The organism is Ureibacillus xyleni (genome assembly GCF_900217795.1).
In the GTDB taxonomy this organism is placed as follows: Bacteria; Bacillota; Bacilli; order Bacillales_A; family Planococcaceae; genus Ureibacillus; species Ureibacillus xyleni.
The window spans coordinates 150,062-162,687 of record NZ_OBMQ01000007.1 but is presented as its reverse complement, the minus strand read 5'-3'; the positions used below and the strand labels follow the sequence as shown (position 1 = coordinate 162,687).

At 34.0% G+C, this 12,626-nt stretch carries 11 protein-coding genes; 10 read left to right on the top strand and 1 reads right to left on the bottom strand.

Annotated features, from left to right (window positions below):
• Positions 1-28 precede the first annotated feature (28 nt).
• From CRO00_RS11940 to CRO00_RS11895, 10 genes are all read left to right on the top strand, one after another.
• Positions 29-373: an STAS domain-containing protein gene (locus CRO00_RS11940; RefSeq protein ID WP_097073898.1), complete on the top strand. Its 345-nt coding sequence runs from the start codon at positions 29-31 to the stop codon at positions 371-373.
• Entirely contained in the window at positions 366-1,547 is a 1,182-nt protein-coding gene (locus tag CRO00_RS11935; RefSeq protein WP_097073897.1) for a SpoIIE family protein phosphatase, read from the top strand. The genes CRO00_RS11940 and CRO00_RS11935 overlap by 8 nt, the downstream gene beginning before the upstream one ends.
• A gap of 54 nt (positions 1,548-1,601) precedes the next feature.
• Complete coding sequence (locus CRO00_RS11930) at positions 1,602-1,994, top strand: ATP-binding protein (RefSeq protein WP_097073896.1); 393 nt, start codon at positions 1,602-1,604, stop codon at positions 1,992-1,994.
• 240 nt (positions 1,995-2,234) lie between these two features.
• On the top strand, positions 2,235-4,826 hold the full coding sequence (locus CRO00_RS11925; RefSeq protein ID WP_097073895.1) for a cation-translocating P-type ATPase: 2,592 nt from the start codon (positions 2,235-2,237) through the stop codon (positions 4,824-4,826).
• 197 nt (positions 4,827-5,023) lie between these two features.
• The gene (locus CRO00_RS20555) at positions 5,024-6,514 is read left to right on the top strand and encodes a methyl-accepting chemotaxis protein (protein ID WP_097073894.1); all 1,491 of its coding nucleotides are present in this window, start codon (positions 5,024-5,026) and stop codon (positions 6,512-6,514) included.
• Between the two features lie 254 nt (positions 6,515-6,768).
• Positions 6,769-7,662 carry a sulfurtransferase gene (locus CRO00_RS11915; RefSeq protein ID WP_097073893.1) on the top strand — a complete coding sequence of 298 codons (894 nt, stop codon included), beginning with the start codon at positions 6,769-6,771 and terminating at the stop codon, positions 7,660-7,662.
• A 41-nt stretch (positions 7,663-7,703) separates the two neighbouring features.
• Positions 7,704-8,234, top strand: a complete 531-nt coding sequence (locus CRO00_RS11910; protein WP_097073892.1) for a hypothetical protein — start codon at positions 7,704-7,706, stop codon at positions 8,232-8,234.
• Positions 8,235-8,351: 117 nt separating this feature from the next.
• Entirely contained in the window at positions 8,352-9,608 is a 1,257-nt protein-coding gene (locus tag CRO00_RS11905) for a serine hydrolase (RefSeq protein ID WP_097073891.1), read from the top strand.
• A gap of 180 nt (positions 9,609-9,788) precedes the next feature.
• Positions 9,789-10,976 (top strand): MFS transporter, encoded by a 1,188-nt coding sequence (locus CRO00_RS11900; protein ID WP_097073890.1) that lies wholly within the window; start codon positions 9,789-9,791, stop codon positions 10,974-10,976.
• A 115-nt stretch (positions 10,977-11,091) separates the two neighbouring features.
• On the top strand, positions 11,092-11,379 hold the full coding sequence (locus tag CRO00_RS11895; RefSeq protein WP_097073889.1) for a hypothetical protein: 288 nt from the start codon (positions 11,092-11,094) through the stop codon (positions 11,377-11,379).
• Positions 11,380-11,446: 67 nt separating this feature from the next.
• Here the strand turns inward: CRO00_RS11895 and CRO00_RS11890 are convergent, their stop codons facing one another.
• Positions 11,447-12,049: a hypothetical protein gene (locus CRO00_RS11890; RefSeq protein ID WP_097073888.1), complete on the bottom strand. Its 603-nt coding sequence runs from the start codon at positions 12,047-12,049 to the stop codon at positions 11,447-11,449.
• Positions 12,050-12,626 lie beyond the last annotated feature (577 nt).

The window sequence follows — 12,626 nt, the reverse complement described above, 5'->3', positions numbered from 1 at the left end:
AATAATAGGGAATAAAGGGGGTATTGAAATGTTAAAAACAGTAAACGGCTCCATTCAAGTACTCGAATGGAAGGAAAATATTACATTAAAAAATATAGAATTATTCCGACAAGAGATGAACAATATTTTAACACAAGATTCTCAACATCTAATTTTAAATTTAGCAGAAACAAGTTACATTAACAGTGCTGGTTTAGGAATTATTGCAGAAAGCGTTGTACAGGCAAAACGAAATAAAAAAGAATTAGTTCTATCAAATATTGAAGAATCTATTAATGAAATTTTTTCAATTGTGAAGTTTTCTAGCTTTATGAAGTTATTCGATTTAGAAGCAGAGGCAATTGAATATTTTAAGGCGAGTCAACATGACTAAAAAACTAGATGATATTATTATTGAACATCAATTTTTTTCTTCTGATGAAGCAGAAAAAAATATAGAAGGAAGGCTTCTTGTAGCAGATCGTCTTTTTCAAAATATGCTAGAAGGAGTTTTTATTACAAATACAAAGGGAGTAATCCAATTTATTAATCCTGCATTTTCGATGATTACAGGCTATGGTGAAGAAGTGATTGGACAAAACCCAAGTATTTTCCAATCAGGAAAACACGATGCTACATTTTACCGAAGTATGTGGGAATCCATCGAACAAAATGGGAAGTGGATGGGTGAAGTTTGGAATAAAAAAGAAGATGGGGAACTGTTTCTCCAACAAACTACCATTACAAAAATAAAAGATGATTATGACCAACCGCTTTATTATGCAGCTGTTATTACGGATATTACAGAACGGAAAAAAGCGGAACAACGGTTAAAGGATGATTTATTATTAGCGAAAGAAGTGCAAAAAAGTGCACTTTCTCATCCAATTCAAACAGATTCCTTTCATATTGATGGTATTTATCTCCCTTCAGAATTTTTAGGAGGAGATACATATGCTTGGTATCAAATAGATTCACATCGGTATGGTGTTATCATGCTTGATGTCATGGGACATGGTGTAGCATCAGCACTTGTTTGTATGAGTGTGCGTTCATTACTGCGCGGCATTATTAATACTTATGTGGAACCGGGGCTTGTTTTAAAAGAACTAAACGATCATGTCTATTCATTATTTCGAGATAAAGAATCGTTACAAATGAAAAATTACTATTTAACGTGTGTCTATGCAGTTGTAGATACAAACAAACATTCCATTCAATTTGCTTCAGCTGGACATCCGCCTGCATTTCTTATATCTAATAACGGCATGGTTAGAGAACTTGCTGATGGAACAGTTCCACTCGGGATGTTAAAAAACATTGAAGTGGAAACAGGAAATTATACATACGACTACAGAAATACATGGATGGTTTTTTATACAGATGGACTTATTGAAAATGAAGACAACCAAATACGTAAAAATATAGAAGGTTTAAAAAATAATTTATTGAAATATCGATCATCCTCTATAAGTGAAATGATGATTCATGTAGTGGACCAACAATTACTGGAACTTAATACACTTGCATTTTATGATGATGTCACAATGGTTGTCGCTAAACTGTAACTTCTTAATAATAACTTTTCAAAAACAAACTAAAGGTACCTTATAGGAGTAAAAATGAATTTAGAAACTATTAATGTAAATTCAATGGAAATAGTATCAGAACATGATGTTTTAAAAGCGATGGATTATACAAGTGATTTGGCCCGAAAATTAGGATATTTAGATAATGATCAATTATTTCTATGTCTTGTAACAGAAGAATCGTTAGTAAATGCTCTTGAATATGGAGAAAATAATTCGATTGAAATTCAGTGGAAAAGGTTCGAGCAAGAATTAGAAATCTGTATTAAACAACATGGTAAAATGTTTCATTTTGAAAAAAGTGACGAGTTAAATTTTGGTTCGCGTGGCCGTGGAATGCAATTAATATTAAATATTATGGATGAAGTTTGGCTTGAGGAAGCAGGAGAAACTATTATTTTGCATATGAAAAAAAGTTATGAATAAAACATAACTTAAGCGATAATTAATCAAACAATTTTAGTAGCATGTTTAAAGATGTTGTCTGTTATTTTGCAGGTAGCATCTTTTTTAGTTTGTCATAAATCTTTGTTAATGAGAAAGTATATTTTCGAGATTTAAACCATAGATTTCTTTATATTAGTAATCCGATTTAGTAGGATTTCATTTAATATCAACTCTATTACACATAAGTACATTTGGATAGAACGATGGAGGGGAGTAATTATGACAGAATATTACCGAGCGTCTGTACAAGAGGTAATGAAAGAATTGGACGTAACTCATCACGGTTTATCAGAATATGAAGCTCGATTTAGGCAAAAAAGATTAGGGTTTAACGAATTGAAAGAAGGTAAACAGAAAAATGCAGTACAAGTCTTCTTTGAGCAATTTCAAGATTTTTTAGTCATCATTTTAATTGTCGCAGCAATTATTTCTATGTTTTTAGGGGATATCGACAGTTCCATCGTCATCATCGTGGTAATCGTGTTGAATGCAATATTAGGGACAATACAACATTTAAAAGCTGAAAAATCGTTAAATAGTTTAAAAGAGATGGCATCACCCATTGCAAAAGTTTTACGGGATGGACAAGTGATTGAAATTCCTTCAAGAGAGGTAATTGTAGGAGATATTCTTTGTTTAGAAGCGGGGGACTATATTAGCGCGGATGGTCGCGTATTAGAAAGCTTTAGTTTACAAGTTAATGAGAGTTCATTAACTGGTGAATCATTGGCAATTGATAAAACCTCACAAAGGATAAACAAAGAAGATATTTCACTTGGGGATAAGAAAAATATGGTGTTCTCCGGAAGCTTTGTTACTAATGGAAGAGGTCAAGCCATCGTTACATCAATTGGCATGAATACAGAGATTGGTAAGATTGCAACCTTACTAGATAACGCAAAAGAGAAGAAAACCCCACTTCAGTTGAGTCTTGACCAATTTGGAAAACGACTTGCATTAGGAATTATCGTAATTTGCCTTATTATTTTTGGGCTTGATATTTTACGTGGTCGCGAGTTAGTTGATTCATTTATGTTCGCAGTTTCTTTAGCGGTTGCAGCCATCCCCGAAGCACTAAGTTCAATTGTAACAATTGTTCTTGCATTAGGAACTCAAAATATGGCGAAAGAAAACGCGATTATTCGTAAATTACCTGCAGTAGAAAGTTTAGGTAGTGTTTCAATCATTTGTTCAGACAAAACAGGGACACTTACTCAAAATAAAATGACCGTTCAAAAAGTGTACATTGGTCAGGAAATATTCGAACATGATCAATTACAAATGACAAATCAACTTCATAAAAAATTTATTGATATGGCTGTATTGTGTAATGATTCCGTTACTTTAGACGACAAACAAATCGGGGACCCGACAGAATTGGCCCTTGTCAATTTAGGACATAGTTATCAACTCAATGAACATATTGTGCGCGGTTTTCATCAACGTGTTGGTGAATTACCATTTGATTCAACTCGAAAATTAATGAGTACGGTCAACAAAATTGGAAATCGTCACATTATGATTACAAAAGGTGCAGTGGATGTTCTACTACCACGAATTAAGCTCATTGAATCTATCAATGGGGCATCAGTTATTAGAAAGCAACACCTTGACAATATTAGAGATACGAACAGTAAATTTTCAAATGAAGGATTAAGAGTGCTGGCCATTGCTTATAAAGAGGTATCTTCACCTCAAATACGAGTAGTAGACGAAAAAGATTTTACCTTTGTTGGCTTAGTTGCCATTATGGACCCACCTCGGGAAGAATCGTTCCGTGCTGTTGCAGATTGCATTCAAGCTGGCATTAAACCTGTCATGATAACGGGTGATCATAAAATAACTGCTTCAGCAATTGCCAAAAAAATTGGTATTTTAAAAGATCCATCTGAAGCAATAGAAGGTATTGAAATTGAAAAGCTATCCGATCAAGAATTGCGTGATAAAGTAGAGCAAATTTCCGTTTATGCCCGAGTGTCACCAGAACATAAAATACGTATCGTTAAAGCTTGGCAAGAAAAAGGCCATGTAGTCGCGATGACGGGGGACGGGGTAAATGATGCTCCTGCTTTAAAACAAGCAGACATTGGTGTAGCGATGGGAGTAACAGGAACAGAAGTAGCTAAAGATGCTTCATCCATGATTTTAACTGATGATAACTTCTTAACGATTGTGAAAGCAATCTCAAATGGTCGTAGTATTTATGCCAATATTAAAAATGCCATAAAGTTTTTATTATCAGGAAATGCAGGAGCCATTTTCGTCGTTCTTTATGCAACACTTTTGGCATTGCCAGTTCCATTTGCCCCAGTACATTTACTGTTTATTAACTTATTAACAGATAGTTTGCCAGCGATTGCGATTGGTTTAGAGCCACATAATAAGAAACTTATGAAAGAAAAACCGCGTAATATCCATGAGCCATTACTCAATAAAAAGTTTGCTACCCAAGTAGGATTTGAGGGATTAATTATTGCAGCAGTTACCATTATCGCATTTCAAGTCGGACTTTCCTCAGGTGATCCTATTGTAGGTAGTACGATGGCTTTTGCAACACTATGTTTGTCCCGCTTATTCCATGGATTTAATTGCCGTTCAGAACAATCTCTGTTTAAAATTGGCATTTTTTCAAATTTAGCAGTATGGATTGCTTTTTTAGTCGGATTTATACTACTAAATACAGTACTAATTTTAGGATTGTTTGAAGTTGCAACATTGAATCATTTCCAATTATTAATGGTTTATGGGTTAGCGGTTGTTCCATTGATTATTATTCAACTAAATAAAGTTTTCTTTACGAAAGAAAATTAAGCTTTTTTGCGTTAATCTTCATGGTTAACGCTCTTTTTTTCTGGATATTTTTTACCATTATTAAAAATTCTATTAGGTAATATAACCTTTATGAAATTTATAGTTATAGTATTTATTTACTACTTAAAACTAATATGCTATATTGTAATTATTTAGTAAAAGTTTTGTAAAATGATGTTAAACTTGGAGGAAGTTTTATGCTAGGGAGCTTAATAAATCGTAAAAATGAAGTATCTTCACTGCTAGGAGATGTCACTTCTTATGTGGATGCTATTATTAGTGAAAAATCGATACCTAATAATGAACGATTTAAAGATTTTTTCGTACAATTTGAACGTCTTAATCATTACTATCAAGAGGAACTGTTAAAAAGAGAGCGGAAGATTGATATTATTTGCGGTTTGGCTAATGTTGGTGTTTGGGAAATGAAAGTAAAAGATGGAGATTTACAACATCCAGAAACTACTTTTGATTGGAAACCATCATTCAGAGAACTAACAGGATACTTATCAGAACAGGAATTACCGAATAATTTATCATCTTTTCATTCAATTTTACATACTGAAGATGATGAAAGCTTAAATGGAAGTCTACAACAATTTTTAACTGACCCAAAGAGGCCTGAAAAATTCACTTCACAACAGCGTTATTTATTTAAAGATGGAAACTACCATTGGATGAGTTCTACTATATCGGCAAAATACAATTCAGATGGCAAATTGAAAAAATTAATGGGTGTTCTTACGGATATGGATGAAACAATTTTACGTGAAAAAGAAGCTCAATTTTTAGCAATGAAGTATGGATTAATAACAGAGGCAATGCATGAAGGTGCTTGGGATATGACAGTGTTTCAAGGTGATACAACACATCCTAATAGTTTTTTCTGGTTTTCTGATCAATTCAAGAAGACTCTTGGTTACACAAATGGCTATGACCTTCCAAGTACAAGTGATGTTTTCGCTAAACTTATGCATCCTGATGATTTTGAATATGCCAATATTTCCTTAGGAGAATACATAACAAACCCGAGCGCATTTGATGACTATGAAGTTTCATATAGAATGCAGCATCGTTTAGGTCATTACATATGGATTAATAACCGTGCAAGAGTCATTCTGTCACCAACAGGGCAGTTAGAACGTATAGCAGGAACTATTCGAGATATTACCATTGAAAAAGAGAAGAAGGAAAAAGATCAAAACATTAAAGAGCAGATTGAGCAACTCTCTGCAGCAATTGGGGACATGGTGAAAGGAATTAGTTCGCTCACAACACAAGCGTACCAGTTAGCAGCAACACAAGAACAATCGACAACAGCGGCAAATAAAGCAAAGGAAAGTGCAGACGAAACACAAGTAATATCTACCTTCATACGATCGATTGCTGACCAAACAAACCTTTTAGGACTAAATGCAGCAATTGAAGCTGCGCGTGCTGGTGAGCATGGAAAAGGCTTTGGCGTAGTAGCTGAAGAAGTAAGAAAGCTAGCAACGCATAGTGCCGATGCAACAGGAAATATAGAAAAAAGCTTAGATGGTATGAAACAATTAATTGATAGCATATTGAAACATATGGAAATAATTAATGAATTAGCGAGCACCCAGGCAGCATTATCTCAACAAGTGAATGCAGCAGTTGAGGAGATAAATCAGATGAGTTACACATTAGTAAACATCGCTAAGTAACTATTGAAATTTTCAATAATTATTTGTGAGTGATAAAGGCGCGCATTAGATTTTGTAGAGTCTAATAAGCTCCTTTTTATTATGAGGAAATGAAGTATAATCTGCATATACAATTTTGCAATCCGTGAATGATTCTTTGAAAAGTTGTTTTGTTAGTAAGGATTAAGCTATTTTAATGGTGTAAGTTTGAAACGTATTTTTTTTGGACAAGTTCAAGAGTAGACTTTAAATTATACTAAAAAGGAGTTCATTCAATGGCAAATATTCCTCTAATTGTTGATGGCGATTGGTTAGAAGCTCGTCTTGGTGATGAGAATTTACGACTCATTGATGCAACGACGTTTTTAAAAATTCCAGAAGGAGAAGGTTTTCCGGAGCTTTGGTCTGGCTTTGAGGCTTATAAAGAGGAACATATTCCGGGAGCAGCTTATGCAGACCTGTTAAAGCATTTCACCGACCCGAATGGAAGCGCTCCATTTACCATAGCAACTCGAGAGCAATTTTTAAAAGCAGTTGAACCTCTTGGGATTACAAATGATACGTACGTCGTTATTTACGATCGTGGTCCACTAGTCAATGTAGATATTTTAGCATCAGATTGGTCAGCACGTTTGCGTTGGCAGTTAAAATATGAAGGCTTTGACAATGTTGCTGTATTAGATGGTGGATTCCGAAAATGGAAACTAGATGGACGCCCAACAGAGTCTGGTGTGAATCATTACCCTCCTGCGCTATTCCCGGGTCAGCGTCGAGAACATTTAATTGTTTCAAAAGAAGATGTAAAAGCGGCATTAGGAAATGATGACATCATATTAATTAATAGTCTGTCAGAAGCAGATTTCCGTGGAGAAACAACAACTTACCCTCGTCCCGGCCATATTCCGGGAAGTAAACATGCTTTTTTTGGAGCACATTCAAATCCTAAAACGCGATTACTATATGATGATGAAACTTTACGTGAAACTTTTGATAAGTTAGGAGCATTAGACCCAGATAAAAAAGTCATTACCTATTGTGGTGGTGGGATTGCTGCAACTTGGAATGCGCTCCTATTAAACAAACTTGGGCAAGAAAACGTTGCGGTATATGACGGCTCAATGAATGAGTGGGCAAGCGACGAGAGCTGCCCATTAGTAACGCTTGTTTAGTAAAAATGTTGATCTACTATTCCTAAAAGGGGCAAAAGCATGTGAAAAAGATAATTCCTTTATTATTTATCTTTGTAATTGCCAATGGGGAAACGCACGCAAATGCAGATAATGCTCCTCAGCCATTTGAAGTTATTTTTCCAGAAGTAGGGTACAAAACTGTAGAAGCTGCCTTATGGGAATTTGAAAAACATTTTCAACAGGAACTAAAGCTGCCTTTAAGAGTGCCACCCATTAGCTTTACTCATCATTTTGGAAGGTTTAGTGATTTAGATGGAGAAATAAATGACAGCTTTGAAATGAAAATGATAAGTGATCAATATCCTGAAAATCATTTCAAAATTGATGTTCGACCAGTAAAATATAACATTCCATTTGATAGATATGTTTCAAAAGTTTATCAGCTAACGGATGGAAAAAAAGCAACATATATTGAAGACCCGAGATTTGGTTTTAATATGTTAGTGTTTGAAAAAGAAGGTTGGCAATATGTATTTAGTATCGATAATGAAGCTGCACATAAGGTAACGCCCGAAATTCTAGTTCAAATCGCAAATTCCATTGATTATTAATTTAGTAAGCGATTGTATAAGTGTGCAATCGCTTTTTAAATTATTGTAAAAGGTTGGAAGTGATTACTATAAATGTTACTATTGTTTATGTAAAACTTTTAACCTAGGAGGATAGTTGTGGGTAACTTCAGAAAATATTTTAATTTAGTAATAATTGCTTTCTTTTTTGTTTCAATTTTTCAAACAAATACACAAGCGGCAATGGTAGATGCTCCATATAATTTTAAAGAGAATTTATCAAAAGAAATTAATCAATACATAAAAAAATTTAGTGGAAGCATTGCAATAGAATACTATGATCTTACTACAGGGGAAACGTATCAAAATAATGCAACAAAGGCCTATGTAGCTGCAAGTACTATAAAACTACCGCTAGCAATGTATATTATGGAATTGGCAGATCAAGAGAAAATCGATTTAAATCAAAAACTTACATACAAAAAACACCACTATGTTGGGGGGAGTGGCGTTTTATTAGGTCACAAAGTAGGTTCAAAGTATACAATTAAGGATTTGCTGAGAAAGTCGATGGTTTTCAGTGATAATATTGCTTATAGCATGTTAAAAGAAAAAGTTGGCGAAAAGAATTACGTGAAATATATGAAGAAATTGGGGGCGACTTATTCTTCCCGAAATGCACTGAGTAATACTTCTGCCCATGATTTAATACTATATGTACAGCAATTATATAAATTAGGCCAAACTACTGAGAATGGAAATGAATTAAATAAATATCTACAACAAACGATTTACAATGAAACAATTCCAGCTGGAGTAAAAGGAGTAAAAGTTGCGCATAAAGTTGGGATGATCCCGATGTATCAACTGTCTCATGACGTTGGAATTGTCTATGATGAAAGCCCTTATGCAATAGCAGTGATGACGAAAGGATTTTCTTATGAAAAGTCGAAAAAAATTATTGCAGATATTTCGAGAATTGTTAATAAGCATCATATTAGAAAAGCCGACTATATTAAAGTAAATTCACTTGTTGCGGTCTATTCCGATAAAAATGCTAAATTCCAAGTGGCAACAATAGATGAAAATGAAGTGTTGAAAATAACAGGTGACTATGGTGATTGGATAAGAATTGAACTTGGAAAGACGAGAGGATATATTCAAGCAAAGTCACTTAAACGATATACAGACGCACAAGTAAAAATGAACAATCAAACTTTAAAATTTGACCAAATCGTTCGTACACTCAATAATGATACAGCTGTCTTACACAAACCAACCGTTGATTCAACTCCATTTGCAAGATTGAGTAAAGGCCTTCGAATTTCAGTTGCTAAAATCAATGAGAATTACTATGGAATTTTAATAGGCAATCGGGTTGGTTATATAAAAGCTGAAGATGTTGAAGTTCAATGATTTATTATTATTTTGAAACATTCGAAAAGTTTAAAGAATTCTAAATTTATAATTAGTCGTCATTATTTTTTGTGGGGTTGCTAAGGCAATCCTTTTTTTATTTTGAAAAATATCGAATATAATTCTTTTTTTTTAATATTTTGTATAATTAATTTAAATCTATCTTTAAGGGGGGAAGTTATGATTCACGGTAGTTGGAGGGCGTTACTATGGATTGGATTAGCAGAGTTATTTGCTCTAAGTTTGTGGTTTAGTGCATCCGTTATTGCACTTGAACTAATGAATATTTGGAATCTAAGCTCGACAACAGAAGCTTGGCTTTCTACATCGGTTCCTATTGGGTTTGTAATTGGTGCCTTGTTAAGTTCATATTTTGGAATTGCTGATCGCTTTAATCCACGTAAGATTTTTGCAATATCAGCAATTTTAGGTGCACTATTAAATGCTTTATTAATAGTAGTTGATACCGCATTTTTTGGTATATTACTAAGAATTTTAACCGGAGTTACATTGGCAGGAGTTTATCCAGTTGCTGTAAAAATTTTATCGCAATGGTTTCCTAAAAAACGGGGCATTGCTATTGGGATTTTAATTGCAGCTTTAACTTTAGGGTCTTCGTTACCACATTTTGTTGCTATGTTTTTCTTTTCAGTGAATTGGAAAATGGTCATTATATGTAGTTCAATACTGGCTTTACTATCGGCACTTATTGTGACGTATATTTTAGAAGATGCCCCTGTAAAAGCAAACAAGGTACCTTTCTCGTTTAAATTTATTAAAAAGGTTGTACTAAATAAACGAGTAATGCTCGCGAACTATGGATACTTTGGGCATATGTGGGAACTGTACGCGATGTGGACGTGGCTACCTGTATTTTTAATCGTTAGTTTCACAACCTATTCACCGGAAATTCCTTATTGGTTCAGTGCATTTGCTTCATTTTTGTCTATCGGTATTGCAGGGGGGATTGGTTGTGTGGTTGGTGGAGTAATTTCCGATAAAATAGGTAGAGCCAATTTAACAATTTATTCTATGTTAGTTAGTGCAATTTGTTGTGTAATGATTGGTTTTACATTTGGTCAATCTATTTGGCTAACTTTAATAATTTCAGTCATTTGGGGGATGTCTGTTATTTCTGATTCCGCCCAATTCTCTGCAGCCGTTTCAGAAGTAGCGGAAGAGGAGTATGTAGGTACAGCTCTAACTTTTCAAATGTGTATTGGTTTTCTACTCACGATATTCTCTATTAATCTAATTCCTTTTATTCAGCAAATAATAGGGTGGGAGTGGGTTTTTACAATATTAGCAATTGGGCCGCTATTAGGAATCATTTCAATGGTCAAGTTTAGACGGTTTGAAAATCATTAAACGAAAATAGAATTAATTTGATAAAGCCCTATTTTAAGGAAATATATTTCTCGTTGTACTATAATCTAGTGAAAGCCTTTACTTTTTGTTATCAAATTTGTTAAGGAGGAGTCCGATGGGGATATTCTTTTGGCCATTTATGATTGCATCCATTGTACTGTCGGTCATGGCAATAGCTTCAAAAAAGGCATCTTTACTTGTCATTACCTTTATCTTATTTATCCCGATTTCTCTTTATTTAGCTGCAACACCACGTTTTGAATGGTGGGGAATGGTCTTTCCTTTGTTTTACCTTGGAGCAGCATACTTCTTAAGAAAAAACATAAGATGGTTGTCTGCAATGTTAATTTCCCCCAATATTTTACTAATTGGATGGATTGGTTTCACTGTAATGTTTCAATAAATAAATGAGCGCCTACCCTTTGAATTTGATGGATAGGCGCTCGCGTTTATTACACTAAAACTCTTGTCTATTTAGAAATTTCGCTTGTTTTTACTTCGGTTCCTACGTCTATTTGATCTCCCTCAACTGTTTCAACTAAAAACTTCTTGCCACCTAGTTGACCTTTTTCAACTGATGCATATCTTCTTGCTGCTTTTTTATCTGTACTATATTCATCTGGCTCAATACTTACTACAATTTTTACGACATTATCATCTAGTATTTGCAGTGCTTTGATTTCTAGCTCGTGATCAACATATTGAGCATCGTTTACTTGTAATAACAATAAGTCATTTTGCTCCCAATCAATAGTGTCATCATAACCAGATGGAATGGTTTCTGAAGTATATACCCAAATTCCTCCATACGGCTGACGATCTGGGCTTCCAAAAAACCAATTAATATTTTGAAAAGTTATTTCTGGATAAACTTTAGCCGTATCAACAGCTTCAACTAATTTTGTTTCGTCATACGATATATCTTCCTTGTTTTTGGACCCATCCTGAGCCTCTTCTTTTTTAGTCTCAGTTGTAGTTTGCTCAATCTTTTCCTCTTGTTTTTCCTTTTCATTAGATGAACACCCCACTAAAAGGAGTAATGTTAAACATAAATAAAGAAATACATATTTCATCTAGTGCTGATCCTCCTAATTCTTATCCATAAATTCAAAATGTTCCCTATTTTAATCGAAGCCACTGAAAAACTAAATACCGATAAAAATTTATAGTAATTATTTGCTTCTAAATAGAAGGTGGGATTCACTTCGCTTTCCACGGGCTTGGCTTCAGCCTCCTCGTCGCAAGCTCCTGCGGGGTCTTCAGCTCAAGCTGTTCCCGTAGGAGTCTTCGTGAATCCCACTTCCTAAAAGATCTGAGCGTATTTTTATTATAAAAATTTATCAAAATCGACTTTTTCAGTGCCCTAATTTTAATCATACCTGTTTAAAAGAGAAGAAAAAACGGAACAAAGACTTTGTTTACATTAGTGTAAAATAACTATTTTTCTGAGGTTATTATTGGAAAAAGGCCTGATTACGGTGAATTTCTATTATAATGCCTCTCTTCTTTTTTATTAGTAAAATCGCTAGCTTATTAATGATTTTCATGTTTTAAAATGCTTTCATGCTAATTTTCAATAAACAAACAACTGAGAAATTTCAGAATACTTGTTGCTAGTCTATTTTTTTCATGTTAGATTACTAATTATAT